The organism is Bacillus cereus group sp. MYBK139-1, from assembly GCF_051916915.1.
Taxonomy (GTDB): domain Bacteria; phylum Bacillota; class Bacilli; order Bacillales; family Bacillaceae_G; genus Bacillus_A; species Bacillus_A pacificus.
The window spans coordinates 604,550-622,665 of sequence record NZ_JBQAHO010000001.1 but is presented as its reverse complement, the minus strand read 5'-3'; the positions used below and the strand labels follow the sequence as shown (position 1 = coordinate 622,665).

Here is an 18,116-nt window from a genome sequence, read left to right as displayed (position 1 = left end):
TGGCGGTTTTTTGTATTTTTCTCCCCCGCTCCTTCCTATCTTACAAGAAAAGGAGTGTTGAACATGAATAGCGCAACGAATCAAGCTACCTCTAAAACAGAAACTACAAAAGGAAAAGGTGAATTAAGACGCGGTCTAAAATCTCGGCACCTTACGATGATTTCTCTCGGCGGTACAATTGGTACCGGACTATTTCTTGCCAGCGGTGGTGTCATCCATTCAGCTGGACCTGGTGGCGCATTAATTGCATACGCCGCAATCGGAATTATGGTTTACTTTTTAATGACAAGCCTAGCTGAACTCGCAGCTTACATGCCTGTTACTGGATCTTTTAGCACGTACGCAACAAAATTTGTTGATCCATCACTTGGCTTTGCACTTGGATGGAACTATTGGTATAACTGGGCAATTACTATCGCTGCTGAACTAGCGGCTGTAACATTAATTATGAAATTTTGGTTCCCAAATACCCCTTCTCTTATTTGGAGCGGATTATGTTTAGCTATTATTTTCCTTTTAAACTACTTATCTGTTAAAGGGTTTGGTGAATCTGAATATTGGTTCGCACTTATTAAAGTCGTTACTATTATTATCTTTTTAATTGTCGGCTTTATGATGATTTTCGGAATTATGGGCGGTGAAACTGTTGGATTTAAAAACTTCACTGTTGCAGACGCACCATTTAACGGTGGTATTATGGCAATTATTGGTGTATTTATGGCAGCTGGTTTCTCATTCCAAGGAACAGAATTACTTGGGGTAGCTGCTGGTGAAACTTCTGATCCAGAGCGTAATATTCCGAAAGCAATTCGTTCAATTTTCTGGCGTATTCTTTTATTCTATATCCTTGCCATTCTCGTTATCGGTTTATTAATTCCTTATACAACTGAAAGCCTTGCAGCAAGTGATGTAACAGTAAGTCCATTTACACTTATTTTTGAAAAAGCGGGCGTTGCCTTCGCTGCTTCTGTTATGAACGCTGTTATTTTAACGGCAGTACTGTCTGCTGGTAACTCTGGTATGTATGCTTCAACTCGTATGCTTTGGGATTTAGCTCGCCAAGGAAAAGCACCAAAGTTTCTTGGTAAATTAGATAGCCGCGGTGTACCTGTTAACGCATTAATCGTAACATCGATTGTCGGTAGTATCGCTTTCATTGCTTCTCTATTCGGTGACGGCGTTGTATACATTTGGTTATTAAATGCATCAGGAATGTCTGGCTTTATCGCTTGGGTTGGAATCGCAATTAGTCATTACCGTTTCCGTAAAGCATATATTGCACAAGGAAAAGATTTAAATGACTTACCTTATAGAGCAAAATGGTTCCCGTTCGGACCAATTTTCGCATTTACACTTTGTATCATCGTAATTTTAGGACAAAACTACGGGGCATTTATGGGTGAGTCAATCGACTGGAACGGCGTACTCGTTTCTTACATCGGTTTACCACTCTTCTTAGTACTATGGTTAGGATATAAATTTACGAAAAAAACAAAAGTGATTCCACTTGATAAATGTGAACTGAAATAAAGGGAGACGAGCAAACATATTTGTTTGCTCGTTTTTTATTGCAAACCTCTTTGCTTCCCTATTGCCCCTGTTTTTGCAATAATAAAGAAAATATAAATAAAGGTTGGGATACCATGAACATTCGCATTACTGATGAAGCAAAAGCAGCTATACATAGATTAGAACGTGAAGACAAAAAGATCATTCGCATTAGAGGGACAATGACAAACTCTTGTAGTATATTCGTTGATGTCGATTTAATTTGGGATACATATGTTGCAGATGATGTTGTATATGAAGATGCAGACCTTATCGTACAAATGGATTCATTTACGAAAGACTACACTGGTGATACGGTGAAGCTTGATTATAAAACGACAGGTTTTAGTATTACGACTCAGAGTGAGACTTTAGTTTATGGGTTGTCGATTAAAAAATAAAGATTGTTTTTATTTGACCGCCGGGGTAAAAAAACGAGTTGAGAACGGTAATAAAAAATGATACTTTACCAAAGGATTTTTGTTTTTGAGTATTTTAAACAAAAAGTCCTTATACTTCAAAAATGAAGTATAAGGACTTTTTCTCTCCCAAGCATTATCCTTTCCTTAAAATATTTTGAAACATTTCCGGCCTATTTCGTTCAAAACTTTCTATTACTCCTTTTCCAAATATCGTTATACTCTTCTCCCAAGGATGACCTAAATAACCCCACTTAATGTCCTTCTGAATAAAAAGTAGTAATCTCCATTCGGAAATATTGGTATAATCCACTCATCAAATTCATTTCTTTCAAACTCTAAGTGAGGATTCACCCAATAACACTCATGTTGCCAATCTAGTGCCATTATATATTCATTCGATGCTGTATTTTCCTTAAACACTTGTAACGCTTTATCTTCCAAATCGTCATACACATCTAAATCTACCGATTCTCCAAAGTAATGAGAAATATTATATGTAATAAAAGGACTTGGCACCTTAAATGATGGAAATGTAGAAACACTTGGCGAAAACTCAAGTTCACTATATAACTTGTTCCAAATTCGATCATCCTCTTTGTCTGTAAACTCCATCCAGTTCTTCATTAAACAACACCTTCCCATGTAAGTTCAAAGGATTTTCACTCTATAATGCCGAATATATAAATAACCATTCTCAAAAGGAGCGAATGTATATGAATCTATTCGAACATGAAACGTAAAACCGCTTCTCTTTCATAAGAGGTCCTCCCTTTTTCCTTTCTCATCATATCATTCATTTATGAAATAGGAGGACAAATTTATGAAACGTGATCCATTATTATTAACTTTATTAGAAAGTGCAAATACAAACTTTAGCGGCTGGGATTTTCTTTCATTTCAGAAACGGGCCGAATGAAGAGCGAGCCTTTATCATGGTCGTATGGTAGCACTGCTTATCAGCTTATGCAACGTGCTAAATCAATGCTCGATATGGGTACTGGCGGCGGAGAGTTTTTATCTATGTTACAACCATTCCCGCCAACTATTTATGCGACTGAAGGTTATGCTCCAAATGTGCCAATTGCTCGAAAGAAATTAGAGCCTTTAGGGGTTACCGTTTTAGAAGTAACTGATGATACTGCATTACCATTTCAAGATGGGCAGTTTGATTTAATTATAAATCAACATGAATCGTATGCCGCTTCTGGGGTAAACAGACTCCTTTCTCCAAGTGGCGTTTTTCTTACACAACAAGTTGGGGGTCTTGATTGCGCGGAACTCAATGAACAGTTTGGCTCACCGCTAAATAGCGAATTTGCAAGTTGGTCTCTTGAAACAGCATGTAGTGAGTTAAAGGAAAATGGATTTACTATTTTAGAAGAAAAAGAAGAGTTTCCTTTCCAACGCTTTTACGATGTTGTTGCTATTGTCTATTATTTAAAAGCGATTCCGTGGCAAATCCCTAATTTTACTGTCGAAAGGTATTATGAGGAATTATATCGTATACATGAAGTCATCTTACAAAAAGGGTATTTTGATGTGACGCAACATCGTTTTCTGATTAAGGCGATTCGCAGTTAATCATGGAGCATATGAAAAAGAGATGGATCTACCATCTCTTTTTTATTTTCACTCAATATTTTCTACAGTTAAATACTTCGTTTCACAGTAATAGCCTTTGCCACCAACATAAACCTTTTCTATTTTATTCTTGCTATCGGTTGCTAATTTAACTAATATTTCAGAAGGCGAGTGTAGAGAATAACCTTGTTCAAATACATAGACTTCTTTTTGTAAGTATTGCTGTTCATAAAGGTAGCAAGCTAATGCACCGTTTGAAGTTCCAGTGGCTGCTTCTTCATTGATATCATATAGTGGAGCAAAGTTTCTGCATATTATTCGATTGTCATTAAAAGTATATAGGTGCATCCCGACAACATTATAAAACTTGCTGATTTCTTTAATTTTTTCAAAATTAGGTTGCAATGTATGTAATTGTGTTTCGCTTTTTATAGGAATTAAAATATCTTTTAAGCCCGTGGAGACAATTTGAATTGGGTATGTATTGTCTATAGCTTTACTATCAAAACAGTCAATGAACTCGTTTGGAGATATAACATCATAGAATATCGGTTCGTTTTGTTCCATGAATATGATGTCATCTTTTATGGTAATAGTAAGAACACCGCTGTTCGTTTCAATCGTATAGCGATTCTTAAAAAGTTTATTTACATGCATCAGTATCGCGAAAGAGCCAATTGTGGCATGCCCACATAAATCAACTTCCTCTTTTGGTGTAAAATACTCAATTTTATAATCCGCAATTTCAGATTCTGATATAAATGCGGTTTCCGCATAGCCCAGTTGTTTGGCTATTGCCATTTTTTGAGTAGTGGTCAATGTATCCTCCATAAATACCACTCCTGCTTTATTTCCACCTTTATGATCCTTGCTAAATGCACTTGCAACATAAACGGATATTTTCATAAGACACCTTCCTCCCTTATAGTAAATTGTAGCATAGAACGTACTACATATATATATTGTTGGATAAATTCTCCATAAAGCAAAAGACAAACTATTTTTTAGCATCTAAACTCTCCAAAAATGTTGTCTACAACCTGAGAGATGGGTCTACATCTCTTTTTTTCCGTTTATTTTTAAAAATTTTGTGGTGGTTTCTAGATTGTTAAGTACGTCCACGTCTTGCAATCACATCAGCTTAATTACATAATGATTGTTATTTCTATTTGATGAGAAGTAGTACCCCTCCCCATCTTTTGCATTACTCATTATACTTTGGCCATCCACTTCTATTTTACTAATCTCATTTCCTTTCTTATCATATGCATATATGTAACCACCGGCTTTCATTGCATTTGAATAGGATACGAGGTAATCTACTTTTTGAATGTCTTTAAGTTCTGTATCACTTTTAGAACAGGCTACAAAAAGGAACATCGTACATATGACGATTATGACCAATGAATTGTATTTCTGGAACATATCATCACCTCACATATATAACGAAAGCAATCAGCATAAAAATACTGATTGCTCTTTAAAATATTTTATCAATTAGAGTATGAAAGTGATTTTTTTATATACCGTTTGTTTACATCATCTTCTGGCAAAAATAAAGTTGTGTAATTAATAATATTCCGGTTATCATATGTGAATATATGCTCTAACTTATTTTCTTCTGTTAATACTATCGGTAAATATTTTGGTAAATTGCTAACTACACCTCTATTATCCTTATTTAATATCCAATCAATTTCTTTCCATTCTAATAATCCTTCCGCCGTACTTACTGGTGTGTCCATATGTACTCCAGCTGGCAGGTCAGCAAGGAATACGTACATTCCTTCACGCCCCTGAGGCTCGTCCTTGCTTTTAAAAACTACATTCCCTTTATACGTTACACTTGGAAGATCTATGCCTGTTTCCTCAAGCGTTTCTCTAATTATTCCTTCATATGGTGTTTCATTGTCTTCAATTTTTCCACCAACACCATTCCACATTCCCATATTCGGCTTTTTGTTTCTATTCAATAAGAGTATTTTCTTTCCCTTTTTAATGAAACAAATTGTGTACTTATACATACGTTCATCTCCTTTCCTTTTCCCCTCATTTACAGATTTAAACTGTAACTTCCTGCAAAAAGTTTTTTATTATACAAACAATTGGTTTTTAATGAGGTATTTTGCTCAATTTTATTAAAAAACATTCTCCTTACAATTATATTTCACATAATATATTGTACAACTTTCGTTTCAGAAAGGAGTGTTCAAAATCGATAACATAAGCAGCGAATTTTTAAAACAATTTTACGATAGTCGAGTCTGGTTATATGATACACATTGGCTTGGAGTCCCCATTCTCAAACTTCCTTCTGATCTTTTTTTGTATCAAGAAATGATTTACGAATTAAAACCCGACTTAATTATTGAATGTGGCACTTGTTATGGTGGTAGTGCACTATATTTAGCTTCTATATTAGATTTAATTGGAAAAGGTCACGTTCTTACTATCGATATATTTCCACAACCAAATCGTCCATCCCATGATCGCATTACGTATTTAACAGCTTCCTCTGTTTCAGTAACCGCTGTGCAAACAATATTAAGTATGCGCAAACCTAATGATGTAATTTTAGTTATTTTAGATTCTGATCATAGTAAAGAGCATGTAGCAAAAGAATTGTTGCTTTATAAATCTATCGTTACTAAAGGCAGTTATATTATCGTAGAAGATACATCTATTAATGGAAATCCTGTTTCTCCCGATTGGGGGCCTGGTCCAATGGAAGCAGTTGAAGAGTTTTTAGCTAAAAATAACAATTTCATAATCGATGAATCTAAGCATAAGTTTTTCATATCCTTTAACCCAAAAGGTTTTTTAAAAAAGATAAAGTGAAACGTTAATAAGTGGGGTTTGGTAACTCCCCACTTATTTGATAATCTTCATTTTTGAAAAAGGATAATATACAAATTCCACTTTTCCTATTATATTATCTTCTTCAATATACCCTAAGCCGTTTCGACTATCTCTACTAAGTTCACGATTATCTCCCATTACAAATAACTTATTTGGCGGGATTTTTGTCTTTTGAAAGTTATAAAACACTTGCGTATTATTGAACAAATCTTTATTTGTATACGGTTCTTCTTGTTTTTTATCATTCACATATACGAATCCATTCGTTATGTTAATTACGTCACCTGGAAGTCCTATTACTCGTTTCACATAATATTTTGATTCATCCTCTTCCTTTATAATGACAATTTCTCCATGCTCTAAATCGGAAAAGTGTACCGCTGCTTTATTTACAAATACGTAGTCTTCTTCATATAAAGTCGGTTGCATCGATTTCCCTTCCACTTTACATAAAGTAAAAGAATGATAGGCTACGACCAAAACAAACACGAAGAGTATGTATTTCCCCCAACCTCTCTTAATCTCCTGTTTCATATCCATTCCCACCTTATTCAAACGCTTTTTAAATCAAAAAATATATCACTGCACCATAAGTCTCAATGCAGTGATATTATTTTTACTGGGCCTTGTTCGGCTGCTCTACTGGGACTGGATTTCCACCCGATCTTTTCGTTTTCAATTCAAAATACGCATCCAAAATCTCTTTACCAATCGCGGAATTAATTCCTGATTTGTCATCATTTACCCATGGTACAACAACTGAAAAAGCTACTTCTGGATCAGCATCATATGGTGCATAACCGGCAAGAGTTAAATTATAACATTTTTTTCTATTATTGTTTTCATCTCTTCCAATTTCACTTTCTCCACCATACACGGTTTCAGCTGTTCCTGTTTTTCCAGCTGGTTTATATGGTAATCCTTTAAACGTTGCAGTACCAGTTCCGTCATTCTCTTGAAAAACTCTTCTAAATCCTTCTTTTACATGATTAATGTATGAGGTGTTCATATCCACTCGATTTAAAATAACTGGCTCAATAGACCGAATAACTTTTCCAACACCCTCTGGTCTATGTGGTTGCTCTCTCACTTCTTGCACAATTTGCGGTTTCATTCGGTAACCACCGTTTGCAATTGTTGAAATATATTGAGCAAGTTGAAGCGGCGTATATGTATCGTATTGTCCAATCGCATAATCGAGTAAAAAACCAGGTATGTTATCTGTTCTACCCATTTGACCAATCGATTCATTCGGCAAATCAATACCAGTCGGTACACCTAAGCCAAACTGTCTAAAATAGTAACGCATTTTATTAAATGTCTCTTGTTTAATGTCTAATGGATTGTTTGGCACATAATTTATACCTGCCATTTTTAAAGCCGTGTTAAACATATAAACGTTTGATGAAACTTGTAAAGCTCTTAAATCATCAATATCACCAAATTCTTTCCACGATTTCTTCGGCTTGGAGCTTCCTTTAAAATACATTGGTGCATCAAAGAAATGCGTATACGGCTTAATTGTGTCAGTTTGATAACCGGCTAATAACGTGGCCCCTTTCACAGTTGACCCTAACTCATAAGAACTTGTCATCGTTCCTAAAGCGTAGTCTTCTATTTGCATCCCGCCATCTTTATTTACAATTTTCTTTCCTGCCATCGATAAAATTTGACCGTTTTTCGGGTTCATCATTACAACGAATGCACGATCCATCATCGGCTCTGCAGAATGAAATGCTCGTAAATTCTTTTCAAGACTTTGCTCTACTTTTTTCTGTAATTCCATATCCACTGTTAACATTAAATTATTTCCACTTTTTCCTTCGGTCACTTTTTCATTTCGAATCACATTCCCTGTTTTATCTGTAATACTTCTAGTCTGTTCTTTCGTTCCATGGAGTGCATCTTCATATTGTTTTTCAATGTAACTCTTACCAATACGATCATTTCTGTTATAATCACGTACTAAGTAATAATCTAATTGTTCTCTTGGCAATCCTTCATTTTCAGTAGAAACGCTACCAAGGATAGAACGAAGTATTTTATCATTTGGATATTCACGTTCCCAGTCTACTGTCGTATCTACTCCAGGCAAGCTTGCCAATCTTTCACTTACGACTGCATATTCATTTTGACTTACATCTTTTTTAACGATTTGTGGCGTCATTTTATATCCCGCATTCATTTTGCTTTTAATTGCTAATACTTCTAGATCCTCTTTTGAAAGTTCGCTTAATTCTTCTTGTGTAATTCTTTCCCTACGTAACTCTTCAACTTTTTTATCTAATTCTTTCCCTTCTATCTCCTGCTTCCTAAATTTACTCTCATCTTCTTTCGTTACTTTTGCTGCTGCCCGCTTTTCATTTAACTGCATCCAAAAATCTTTTTTATCTGTTTCTGTTAACTTGTCTATATCCTCTGGCGACATTTCAATTAACTGGGCTAAGTTTCTTGCTACTTGTAAAACTTCTTTCGAGTCTACTCCTTTCATTTTTGTATATGTAACGGTTCGTAGTGGTTTGTTATTTACAATCACCTGACCTTGTCGATCAAACATTTTCCCTCTAGGAACAGGTGTACTTACCGTTACATCTTCCTTTTTGTTCACTTCATTTCTATACGTTTCTCCATCAATGATCTGTACTTTACCTAATTGAATTATAATAGCTGAAAATAAAAGAAAGACGATAAAAAATAGTACATTTAACCGAAAAGGAATATGAGTCTTTTTCTTTTTCGATTGTTTCTTCTGCTCCTTTTTCTGTCTCATTTCGCTCCCTCGCTTCATTCTATTAACATTTCTACGGAAAATCATTATGTATCAAATTTATTTATATGATATATATAGAATTTTATATTAATTACAAAAGAAATAAAAGATTTAATTTTCAGTTTTTTAATTTTATATCCTATTTATTACCATTCCCTTATTAAGGAATAACATGAATGTTATTCTAAAAGAAAGGTTGTATACTTAAGAAATAAATCAATAAAAGACATTACTAAGGAGAACATGAAATGACAGATTCATTTACAATATATACTAATGCGTCACATTGTTTAAACTTTATGATTTATATTCAAAATATGTATCTCAACCAAAAAGAGAAAAAAGAAAATTTACGTTTTCCTTACATAGTAAAAACATTACATTTCTCAACTGACTTTGAAACGAATTTCAAAGAATTATGGCATACACTTCGCAAACAAGTTGCTAATGACAAGTATGATTCGCAAATTTTTTATGATGAAAATCATATTTTTTATGAGAAGCTTTTTAATGCTGATTTATGTAATGAAGAATCATTCAAAGAATTAATATGTAGTTTTAAAGTATGGTGGACTAGCATAGCAGGTCAGCTTTCATTAGAATGTTCTGTAAGTGATTTTAGTAGACAACTTTACGAGGACTTAGTTTTATATATAAAACAACACCAAATAGAACCTTTACAACAGCTACATATTAACTTACTTTATGACGACTGTGTATTCGTTAAAAATAATACTACTTCTTACTCTGCTATTTTACCTACGAAACACTTCTTTATAAATTATAGAGATGTAGTTACTACGTTATCGACATGTTTTCATATTGCTTAATATAATGATTACTCAAATAAAAAACTGAGGCGGATACCTCAGTTTTTTCGATAACTTATTTCCTTGAAGACAATCCTTCAACAAATTCACCAATCTTATTTTGAAAAACATAATCAAAGTTGTATTCCTGTCCTGTTAACTCTTCATTTACTAAGATGGTTGTTGCTCCTACTTCTCTCTTTGCGATTTGCGGGAATGAAGCGACAGGTTGTACTTTTAATGACGTTCCCATAACGATTAGCACATCTGTTTCATATAAACGTTTTATCGCATTTTGATATTGCGGCAATGTATCTCCGTATAAAACAACGTCTGGATTTAAAATGAAATTACACTTCTGACAGCGCGGCACTTCATGATCTATCATATACTGTAAATCATATCTCGCTTTACACTTCGGACAATGCGCTGTTTGCAGTGTACCGTGTAAATCAATGACATGTTTACTACCACCTAATTGATGTAAACCGTCAATATTTTGCGTTAAAATCGTAATATCTTTCCCTTGTTCTTCTAATTCAGCTAAAAAGCGATGGCCACGATTTGGTTTATATTGATAGAAGGTATTAATTTGAAATATTTCTTTATAATGCTTCCAAAATTCTTTGGGACTTCTATTATAATATCCTCTTGATAAATACATCTCCACATTCGCATCAGCATACAATCCATTTGCTGAACGAAAATCTGGGATACCACTTTCCGTACTTGCACCAGCACCTGTTAATACTGTAATTTTCTTTGCTTTTTCTAAAATTGAACGTACTTCTTCAAATTGTTGCACAAAAATCACCTCTATGTATTTTCCTATACTTATTATACCAGTTGTTTACAGGAGGTGTCGTACAATTCATTCTACTTAATGCGTCGCACCCCCAACCTCTACAATATCCACCTCAACGGTCATCGTTACCTCAACTGCCAACTCTATCCCTTTACGAATAGTAGAAAGAGCCATACTCGGTTGCCCTGGATACTTGCTCGCTTGCTCTGGTAAAAACGGAATATGAACAAATCCGCCTTTTATTTTCTTATCACGCTTCTCTAGTTCATGCATGAGACCATAAAATAAGTGATTACAAACGAATGTACCTGCTGTTTGTGAAACGGAAGCTGGTATGCCTTCTTCTTGAAGTCTTTTTACAATTGCTTTCATCGGAAGTGTAGACCAATAAGCAGCTGGTCCTTCTTCTACGACTGGTACATCTACCGGCTGGTTCCCTTCATTGTCAGCAATTCTTGCATCATCAATATTAATTGCGACACGCTCTATCGTAATATCTGGTCTGCCCCCAGCCTGTCCGATACATATAATTATTTCAGGGTTTAGTTCATCTATATATTCTTTTAAAACTTTTATTGATTTATGAAATACGGTCGGTACTTGTTTACTAATAATCTTGTATTCCCCGGTTGTTTTTTCATGCAAACTTTTTGCGACTTCCCAAGCTGGGTTAATGCTTTCTCCGCCGAACGGATCAAAGCCTGTTAATAATACTGTTTTCATAGTTTTTCCCTCCTAATTAGAAACGATATACGAGACCGTACATAATAAACATATTTATGATGAAGATTGAAAGAGCAATTGGTACTTGTGCTTTAATAACGGCATTTTTATCTTTTAGTTCTAAAAGCATTGCTGGAACGATATTAAAGTTTGCTGCCATTGGTGTAAGTAACGTTCCGCAATATCCAGCAAACATACCGAGCGCTGCCATAATCGCTGGGTTTCCGCCGTGCATTTGTACAATTAAAGGTAAACCAATTCCACCAGTAATAACAGCAAACGCTGCGAAAGCATTTCCCATTACGACTGTGAAAAGCATCATCCCTAAACAGTACGCCATAACAGCAACGAACGGATACTCTGTCGGTAACACTTGGCCGACTAAATCAGAAACGACTTGTCCAACGCCAGATTTTGCGAAAATACCGCCAAGTGCCGCTAACATTTGTGGTAAAATGACAGCCCAGCCGACAGCTTGTAATAGTCTACTTCCTTCTTGTACAGGAGTTGTTATCTTCGATTTTGTAATACGCATCGCCGCAACGAATGCAAGTAATGCTCCTAGTGCTAATGCTACTAGCGTTACTTTATCTGGATCAACAAGGGAGACATTTCCCCATTTAATTTTCCCTAACGTTAACGTACCTATAATTGTAAAAATAGGAATTAATAGTGCAGGCATAAAGATTTTATTTTTTAATTTCTCCGCATGTTTTACACGTTGTTGTACTGGAACTTCTTTCTCCTCTGATTTTGTTACTTTATTTAGTGAAGCTAACACAACCATAGCGAGTACAATACAGCCAACGTAAAACGAAGGGATTACATTTCCAAATAAAAATGTAACTGCAAACAACGCCCAAAATAAACTAGAACCAAATCGGTTTGGATGCTCACGATCAAAGGCAATACGTACAGCGATAAAGGCAACGATGATACCTAATACATAGTAGATTGTATCCATTGTGATGATGTTCATTTTATATTGCCTCCTTCTCTTCTTTTTCTTTTGATTCCATCGTTTTTGCTATATATTTATCAAATCTTCTAAATCTAATCCAGCTTACGATAAGTGCAGATATTGCAGTTGGAATACCCCAAAGCGCCATATCCCATACACCGACATGCATACCTACTGAATCGAAGAACCCTTTCATTAATAAAATAGCTCCAGTCGCGATAAATATATCCTCTCCGAAAAACCAAGCTGTATTTTCCGCAGCTGCTGCATTTGCTTTAATCTTTTCTCTTAACTTTTCAGGAAGCTTACCGTATTTACCTTGCGCAGCCCCTTCGGCCATCGGCGCAACGAGTGGTCTTACCGTTTGTGCATGACCACCAATATTCAGTCCAAGTGCTGCTGACGATTCTCTTATCGTAAAATATGACATTAATACTCTTCCAGTTGTTGCTCCTTTTGATTTCGTTATAAGTGCTTCTGCTCTTTCTTTCAAACCGTAACGCTCTAAAATTCCGATTACCGGTAAAGTTAATATAATTGGCATAGACATATATCTATTTTCTATGAAAAATTTACCGAACATACTGATGACATCATAAAAGCTTAATCCTGAAACCATACCCGTAACAATACCTGCAACCATAACGACTAACAATGTGTTTAGTCTAAATAAAAAACCAACTGCAACGAGTAGTATCCCGATTAATTTAATCATTTCAGCACTTCCCCTCATATTTTTACTTCGGTGCACAAATAGAAATACCATTAAGTTCGAATGTTCTGTATATTCTCTCCGCAAATTGTACTGCTTTTTCACTATCACCATGTAAACAAATCGTTTTCGCTTGAACTTCTACTTTCTCGCCATTCACCGAATTTACATACCCTTCTTTCACCATTTGAAGCACTTGCTTTATCGCTTCGTCTTCATTTTTTATAAGCGCATTTTCTTCCGTACGACTCGTTAATGTTCCATCTTGCTTATACGTACGATCTGCAAAGGCTTCTTGTACGAGAGTTATATTATATTTTTCCGCAGCCTGTATAAACGCCTCGCTATTTGCTAATCCGTAAAGTAATAGATTTGGATTACTATGATATATTGCCTTTGCAATTGCATCTGCAATTTCCGGATTAGTTGCCGCCATATTATATAGAGCACCGTGTGGTTTCACATGATGCATCTTCCCGCCAGCTGCTTTTACAAAACCGTCTAATGCACCAATTTGATATAAAACATAATCGTATACTTCACTTACTGAAACATTCATGTTCCTTCTACCAAATCCAATTAAGTCTGGAAAACCTGGGTGTGCCCCTATCGCTACGTTATGCTGTAGAGCTTTTTCAACCGTTTGCCGCATAACAGACGGATCACCTGCATGAAAACCGCAAGCAACATTTATAGAGGATACGAATGGAAGAATTTCATCATCATTCCCCATTTTATAAGCGCCAAAACTTTCTCCTAAATCACAGTTTAAATCAATTGTAGTCACAATGTTTCCCTCCTAAATTCAACTTCGTAAAGCTATAAATTTTTTTAATAGATTCATATTTACTTCTTGTTCTATGTACAATTGTTCCGCTTCTTCAAGCGTAATTTTCTCAAAAGAAACATAGTCCCCAGGTTTTAGCTGGGCAAGAAGAGGTAAATCTACTGAAATGATATTTCCCATTCTCGGATAGCCACCTGTCGTTTGCCTATCTGACATTAATATAATTGGCTGTCCACCATTTGGAACTTGAATGGTTCCAAATGTAACAGGGCTCGATAAAATCTCTTTTTCAACGGATCTATTTAAAATTTCTCCTTCAACCCTATAACCCATACGATCAGCGTAATTAGATACTTTATACTCTTTCGTAAAAAATGCCTTTTTGCTTTCTTCTGTAAATTGATCATATTCAAAATCAGTTATGACGCGAAGTTTAGGATTTTTCTTATATTTTGGTCGTACGCTACTACTAATTGCCCATTTCGTTTTTATTCTCTCATCTTTTTGTAAGTCTTGAACGAAACGATTCGCCATTTCTGGTTGTACACCAATTTGAAAGTAGTCACCCTTTTTCAACATTCTCCCTTCTATACCGCCAATCGCAGCACGTATGTAAGTACTTTTGCTTCCCATCGTACGATCAATGTGGATACCACCTGCAAAAGTCACATACGTTCTGCAACCACTTTTCACTTTTCCAAAGCAAAGCATACTACCTTCTTCCGCTAAAATGGGACGCCATAATGGTATACGCTCCCCATTTAGTAACGGTTCCATATCCGCACCGCCAATCGCAAGTAACGTCGTTTTCTTTATTAACAATTTCGGTCCCATAATCGTCATTTCGAGTGCCGCTTCATTCTCTTCATTACCAACTAACATATTGATCATCCGAAGTGCACTTTGATCCATCGCCCCGCCAACTGGCACACCGTATTGTTGATAATGAGACCGTCCTAAATCTTGGACTGTTGTAAACATTCCCGCATGCAAAACTTCTACATCCATTCTTTAGCCCCCTCAAGTGATACGTACTCTTCCTTCGTTATTGGAATAAATCGTAAATACATACCGCTTTGAATATAGGTTGGTGTTTTTTCTTCCGGATTAAATAAGGAGATTGGTGTTCGTCCAATAATATTCCATCCACCCGGTGTTTCAAGCGGATAAATACCTGTTTGATTTCCGCCGATTCCTACCGAACCAGGAGAGATTTGTAACCGCGGTGTTTCTTTTCTAGGCGTTTCTAGTTCTTTTGATAGTCCTCCTAAATACGGGAACCCTGGTGTAAAACCTAACATATACACAAAATACGTTATTTCACTATGTATTCGAATGACATCTTCTACTTGTAAACCGTGATAATGTGCGACCTCTTCTAAATCAGGTCCATATTCTCCCCCGTAACAAACGGGTATAGAAATATGTTTCACATCTCGTTTCAGCTCTTCCTTATACGTATCTAACATTCCAGTTATGTATTGGCATACGTAATCATACGGTCTTATCTGTCTATCATTTTCCTTCCATACTTCATACAAATTGTAGTAAACAGCTAATGAAGTAAACGACGGAACACATTCAACCATCCCTACAAACGGATGTTGCTGCAGCGCTTGAAATAATCGCTGCACTTTTTCGTAAGTATCCATTCCAATTCCTTCACCAAATGTAACAATAATTGCTTGATCCCCTAACGCAGAAAATTTCATCCTACTCCCTCTTTCTATGCCAAAAAGCCGAGTTCTTTCGAAATGCGATTCGCTGTCTCTTTTACCTTCGCGATAAAATAAGGAATGTTACTTTCGCTATACTCAATTGCTAATCCCGAAATACTAATGCCTGCTACAACCGTTCCATCGCTTGCGAAAATGGGCGCTGCTATAGCCGCTGTATGATTTTCTAACTCAGAGTAGCTAATTGTATGTCCTTCCTTTTTTGCCATTTGTAACACTTCTAGCAATTGTTTCTTATCTACAATTGTTCCATCTGCAAATTGCTTTAAATCCGTTTCCTCTATGTATTTTCGTTTTTCTTCCTCAGAGAAATACGATAGTAAAATTCTCGGACATGCACCCGCATAAAGTGGTGCTCTTCTTCCAACCGCCGTATACACACGTACAGGTTGAGCACCTTCCATCTTTTCCACATAAATCGCATCATTACCATCTTGAATAATTAAATTAACTGCCTGCCCTAAACTATTTCTAAGCTCTTTCATATATGGAATCGCAATATTTCTTACGGATAGTCTTTGTGAAACAAGTTGACCGAACCGTAAAAACACGACTCCTAAACGATATTTCCCCTTTTCGTTTTTTTGTAAAAACTCCATTTCTTCTAACGAGCCAATTAAACGATAAACAGATGTTTTCGGCATACTTGTAAGCTGAACCATCTCTGTTAAACTTAGCTCTTCATGCTCATAAAACAACTCTAAAATATCCATTGTCTTAACTGCCGTTTTATTTATACTCATTCTATCTCCCTCTTGTTCCAAATTTCGGAACTTAAATTCCGTTTTTCGAAACAAACATATAATTTAAAATTATAAAATATTCTTTCAATTCTATCAATATATTTTTCAGCTACTTAATCTTTATGTAAGGTGAATACAAAATAAAATTTAGAAATAATGATGGTTCTCTTTCAAAAGCTCAAGCTATAGCAAAACCAAACGTTTAAATAAATAGGCATAAAAAAAGTATGGAAGAATATTTCTCCCATACTTTTTCTTTATAACGCTCTCACTTGTTTCAACGGCCAGAAAACAGCTTGTCCTTTCCCGACAATTTCATCTTCTGAAATAAATCCAAACATACGACCGTCTTTAGAAACTTCACGATTATCTCCTAAAACAAACACTTGGCCTTCTGGCACTTTCGTTTTTCCTGTGATTTGTTCTAACGTAAAGTCTGGAGTTAATACACGGCCTGCTGCTTTTTCTTTAAACTCTTTTAAATATGGTTCTTCCATCGCTTTTCCGTTTACATATAAAACATCATTTTTATACTCCACTGTATCGCCTGGTAAACCAATTACTCGTTTTACTAAATCGTATCCTTCTTTTCCGTGGAAGACGATAATATCAAAGCGTTCTAATCCACTTATACTATAACCAATCTTATTCACAAGAACTCGTTCGTTATTTTCTAGTGTAGGCATCATCGATTCGCCTTGTACTAATGACGGTGTAAATAATACACCGCGAATAATTGCAATTAATACAAGGGTAAATCCTATCGTTTTAGCCCATGAGAATAATTCTTTCTTCGTATTTTCCTTCATCGTTTCTCCTCTTTCTTACGCATTTATTTTATGATTTGAACTAATTCTTTTACTAAATTAAGATCAATTTCAGCAAAACATGATTTCCCTTCTCTTACGGCTGTACCGACATGAGCTTGCGAAATGCCAGTTTCATCTAGCAATTGCTTTATATTTTCTTTCGTCACGCCAGCTCCAACTACAAGTTGAATTTGACCATCGCTTATCTTTTGCATTTCTGTTAGCAGCGGAATATTCTCCACTATATTTCCTTGTCCACCTGAAGTTAAAACGTGAGTCACTTTATGAAACTTCTTTAAAGTTCTCATCGCTTCTACTGGATTTTCTATGTCGTCTATTGCACGGTGATATGTAACATTTATCCCATCTACCACAGATAATAAATTCGCTAGTTTCTCTTCATCCACTTCATTTTTTTCATTTAATACACCTAATACAACACCAGCTACTCCTAATTTATGAGCAACTACAATATCTTCTTTCATCATTTCAATTTCTTCTTCCGTATATGTAAAAGACTTCGCATGCGGGCGAATCATAACGTGAATCGGTATATGTACTGCTTCTACCGCTTTTTTAATAAATGCATAACTCGGCGTTAAACCGCCTTCTGTATAAGATGAAATTAATTCAATTCGCTTCCCGCCAGCTCGTTCAATTCGTTTTACATCTTCTAAACATGTTGCAATAACCTCTAGCATGAGATGACCTCTTTTCGTGCTTTTTCCTTATTATACAGTAGGTGAAATAAGAAGCATAGCATTCTCCTATAAAACTAGAAAAAGAAGAATGAAAAGAAAGATTTTTTAACTACTAACATCTATTGGTGATTTTATATTCTACAAAAAAGG

At 35.5% G+C, this 18,116-nt stretch carries 18 protein-coding genes and 3 pseudogenes; 5 read left to right on the top strand and 16 right to left on the bottom strand.

Going from position 1 to position 18,116, the window contains the following annotated elements:
• Positions 1 to 63 precede the first annotated feature (63 nt).
• Both ACTFRS_RS03090 and ACTFRS_RS03085 read left to right on the top strand, forming a co-directional pair.
• On the top strand, positions 64 to 1,530 hold the full coding sequence (locus ACTFRS_RS03090; RefSeq protein WP_440024276.1) for an amino acid permease: 1,467 nt from the start codon (positions 64 to 66) through the stop codon (positions 1,528 to 1,530).
• A 113-nt stretch (positions 1,531 to 1,643) separates the two neighbouring features.
• Positions 1,644 to 1,949, top strand: a complete 306-nt coding sequence (locus ACTFRS_RS03085) for an iron-sulfur cluster biosynthesis family protein (RefSeq protein ID WP_440024278.1) — start codon at positions 1,644 to 1,646, stop codon at positions 1,947 to 1,949.
• A gap of 154 nt (positions 1,950 to 2,103) precedes the next feature.
• On the opposite strand, the pseudogene ACTFRS_RS03080 reads toward ACTFRS_RS03085, so the two are convergent.
• Positions 2,104 to 2,594: pseudogene (locus ACTFRS_RS03080) on the bottom strand (DUF2716 domain-containing protein).
• A gap of 196 nt (positions 2,595 to 2,790) precedes the next feature.
• On the opposite strand from ACTFRS_RS03080, the pseudogene ACTFRS_RS03075 reads away from it, so the two are divergent.
• Positions 2,791 to 3,551, top strand: a pseudogene (locus ACTFRS_RS03075) (class I SAM-dependent methyltransferase).
• A 48-nt stretch (positions 3,552 to 3,599) separates the two neighbouring features.
• On the opposite strand, the gene ACTFRS_RS03070 reads toward ACTFRS_RS03075, so the two are convergent.
• The 3 genes and pseudogenes from ACTFRS_RS03070 to ACTFRS_RS03060 form a co-directional block, all read right to left on the bottom strand.
• Positions 3,600 to 4,457, bottom strand: coding sequence for a PhzF family phenazine biosynthesis protein (locus tag ACTFRS_RS03070; RefSeq protein ID WP_440024280.1), 858 nt, complete (start codon positions 4,455 to 4,457; stop codon positions 3,600 to 3,602).
• A 237-nt stretch (positions 4,458 to 4,694) separates the two neighbouring features.
• A pseudogene (locus ACTFRS_RS03065) lies at positions 4,695 to 4,976 on the bottom strand (hypothetical protein); the annotation flags it as partial.
• A gap of 68 nt (positions 4,977 to 5,044) precedes the next feature.
• Complete coding sequence (locus ACTFRS_RS03060) at positions 5,045 to 5,575, bottom strand: NUDIX hydrolase (protein ID WP_440024282.1); 531 nt, start codon at positions 5,573 to 5,575, stop codon at positions 5,045 to 5,047.
• A gap of 181 nt (positions 5,576 to 5,756) precedes the next feature.
• Between ACTFRS_RS03060 and ACTFRS_RS03055 the strand changes: the two genes are divergently transcribed.
• Complete coding sequence (locus tag ACTFRS_RS03055) at positions 5,757 to 6,389, top strand: CmcI family methyltransferase (RefSeq protein WP_139866004.1); 633 nt, start codon at positions 5,757 to 5,759, stop codon at positions 6,387 to 6,389.
• A 33-nt stretch (positions 6,390 to 6,422) separates the two neighbouring features.
• Here ACTFRS_RS03055 and lepB (ACTFRS_RS03050) read toward each other — a convergent pair whose 3' ends face one another.
• Both lepB (ACTFRS_RS03050) and ACTFRS_RS03045 read right to left on the bottom strand, forming a co-directional pair.
• The gene (gene lepB / locus ACTFRS_RS03050; protein ID WP_139866005.1) at positions 6,423 to 6,944 is read right to left on the bottom strand and encodes a signal peptidase I; all 522 of its coding nucleotides are present in this window, start codon (positions 6,942 to 6,944) and stop codon (positions 6,423 to 6,425) included.
• Positions 6,945 to 7,026: 82 nt separating this feature from the next.
• The gene (locus tag ACTFRS_RS03045; RefSeq protein WP_139866006.1) at positions 7,027 to 9,180 is read right to left on the bottom strand and encodes a peptidoglycan D,D-transpeptidase FtsI family protein; all 2,154 of its coding nucleotides are present in this window, start codon (positions 9,178 to 9,180) and stop codon (positions 7,027 to 7,029) included.
• A 248-nt stretch (positions 9,181 to 9,428) separates the two neighbouring features.
• Between ACTFRS_RS03045 and ACTFRS_RS03040 the strand changes: the two genes are divergently transcribed.
• Positions 9,429 to 10,010 carry a hypothetical protein gene (locus tag ACTFRS_RS03040; RefSeq protein WP_440024284.1) on the top strand — a complete coding sequence of 194 codons (582 nt, stop codon included), beginning with the start codon at positions 9,429 to 9,431 and terminating at the stop codon, positions 10,008 to 10,010.
• 55 nt (positions 10,011 to 10,065) lie between these two features.
• Here the strand turns inward: ACTFRS_RS03040 and ACTFRS_RS03035 are convergent, their stop codons facing one another.
• The 10 genes from ACTFRS_RS03035 to ACTFRS_RS02990 all read right to left on the bottom strand — a co-directional run bounded on the left by ACTFRS_RS03035 (position 10,066) and on the right by ACTFRS_RS02990 (position 17,966).
• Positions 10,066 to 10,794, bottom strand: coding sequence for an NAD-dependent protein deacylase (locus ACTFRS_RS03035; RefSeq protein WP_440024286.1), 729 nt, complete (start codon positions 10,792 to 10,794; stop codon positions 10,066 to 10,068).
• 75 nt (positions 10,795 to 10,869) lie between these two features.
• Complete coding sequence (gene pcp, locus ACTFRS_RS03030) at positions 10,870 to 11,517, bottom strand: pyroglutamyl-peptidase I (protein ID WP_440024288.1); 648 nt, start codon at positions 11,515 to 11,517, stop codon at positions 10,870 to 10,872.
• A gap of 16 nt (positions 11,518 to 11,533) precedes the next feature.
• Positions 11,534 to 12,496 carry a DUF979 domain-containing protein gene (locus tag ACTFRS_RS03025; RefSeq protein ID WP_029438821.1) on the bottom strand — a complete coding sequence of 321 codons (963 nt, stop codon included), beginning with the start codon at positions 12,494 to 12,496 and terminating at the stop codon, positions 11,534 to 11,536.
• Between the two features lies 1 nt (position 12,497).
• Positions 12,498 to 13,193: a DUF969 domain-containing protein gene (locus ACTFRS_RS03020; protein ID WP_060631398.1), complete on the bottom strand. Its 696-nt coding sequence runs from the start codon at positions 13,191 to 13,193 to the stop codon at positions 12,498 to 12,500.
• 22 nt (positions 13,194 to 13,215) lie between these two features.
• The gene (gene pxpA, locus ACTFRS_RS03015) at positions 13,216 to 13,977 is read right to left on the bottom strand and encodes a 5-oxoprolinase subunit PxpA (RefSeq protein WP_242293291.1); all 762 of its coding nucleotides are present in this window, start codon (positions 13,975 to 13,977) and stop codon (positions 13,216 to 13,218) included.
• A gap of 18 nt (positions 13,978 to 13,995) precedes the next feature.
• Entirely contained in the window at positions 13,996 to 14,985 is a 990-nt protein-coding gene (locus ACTFRS_RS03010) for a biotin-dependent carboxyltransferase family protein (protein ID WP_139866011.1), read from the bottom strand.
• The gene (gene pxpB, locus ACTFRS_RS03005; RefSeq protein ID WP_139866012.1) at positions 14,976 to 15,689 is read right to left on the bottom strand and encodes a 5-oxoprolinase subunit PxpB; all 714 of its coding nucleotides are present in this window, start codon (positions 15,687 to 15,689) and stop codon (positions 14,976 to 14,978) included. Before pxpB ends, ACTFRS_RS03010 begins: the two co-directional genes overlap by 10 nt.
• Positions 15,690 to 15,703: 14 nt before the next feature.
• Positions 15,704 to 16,456 carry an IclR family transcriptional regulator gene (locus ACTFRS_RS03000; RefSeq protein ID WP_440024291.1) on the bottom strand — a complete coding sequence of 251 codons (753 nt, stop codon included), beginning with the start codon at positions 16,454 to 16,456 and terminating at the stop codon, positions 15,704 to 15,706.
• Between the two features lie 257 nt (positions 16,457 to 16,713).
• Positions 16,714 to 17,265, bottom strand: coding sequence for a signal peptidase I (lepB, locus tag ACTFRS_RS02995; RefSeq protein ID WP_000662493.1), 552 nt, complete (start codon positions 17,263 to 17,265; stop codon positions 16,714 to 16,716).
• 23 nt (positions 17,266 to 17,288) lie between these two features.
• A complete protein-coding gene (locus tag ACTFRS_RS02990; protein ID WP_440024293.1) occupies positions 17,289 to 17,966 on the bottom strand; it encodes a copper homeostasis protein CutC in 678 nt (225 codons plus the stop codon).
• Positions 17,967 to 18,116: the final 150 nt, after the last annotated feature.

Coding starts and splice junctions, on each gene's coding strand:
- ACTFRS_RS03025 (WP_029438821.1), bottom strand. CDS start 12,496: ATGAACATCATCACAATGGATACAATCTACTATGTATTAGGTATCATC.
- ACTFRS_RS03045 (WP_139866006.1), bottom strand. CDS start 9,180: ATGAGACAGAAAAAGGAGCAGAAGAAACAATCGAAAAAGAAAAAGACT.
- ACTFRS_RS03010 (WP_139866011.1), bottom strand. CDS start 14,985: ATGGATGTAGAAGTTTTGCATGCGGGAATGTTTACAACAGTCCAAGAT.
- ACTFRS_RS03020 (WP_060631398.1), bottom strand. CDS start 13,193: ATGATTAAATTAATCGGGATACTACTCGTTGCAGTTGGTTTTTTATTT.
- pxpB (WP_139866012.1), bottom strand. CDS start 15,689: ATGAAATTTTCTGCGTTAGGGGATCAAGCAATTATTGTTACATTTGGT.
- ACTFRS_RS03085 (WP_440024278.1), top strand. CDS start 1,644: ATGAACATTCGCATTACTGATGAAGCAAAAGCAGCTATACATAGATTA.
- ACTFRS_RS03070 (WP_440024280.1), bottom strand. CDS start 4,457: ATGAAAATATCCGTTTATGTTGCAAGTGCATTTAGCAAGGATCATAAA.
- pcp (WP_440024288.1), bottom strand. CDS start 11,517: ATGAAAACAGTATTATTAACAGGCTTTGATCCGTTCGGCGGAGAAAGC.
- ACTFRS_RS03040 (WP_440024284.1), top strand. CDS start 9,429: ATGACAGATTCATTTACAATATATACTAATGCGTCACATTGTTTAAAC.
- ACTFRS_RS03000 (WP_440024291.1), bottom strand. CDS start 16,456: ATGAGTATAAATAAAACGGCAGTTAAGACAATGGATATTTTAGAGTTG.
- lepB (WP_000662493.1), bottom strand. CDS start 17,265: ATGAAGGAAAATACGAAGAAAGAATTATTCTCATGGGCTAAAACGATA.
- ACTFRS_RS02990 (WP_440024293.1), bottom strand. CDS start 17,966: ATGCTAGAGGTTATTGCAACATGTTTAGAAGATGTAAAACGAATTGAA.
- lepB (WP_139866005.1), bottom strand. CDS start 6,944: ATGAAACAGGAGATTAAGAGAGGTTGGGGGAAATACATACTCTTCGTG.
- ACTFRS_RS03090 (WP_440024276.1), top strand. CDS start 64: ATGAATAGCGCAACGAATCAAGCTACCTCTAAAACAGAAACTACAAAA.
- ACTFRS_RS03060 (WP_440024282.1), bottom strand. CDS start 5,575: ATGTATAAGTACACAATTTGTTTCATTAAAAAGGGAAAGAAAATACTC.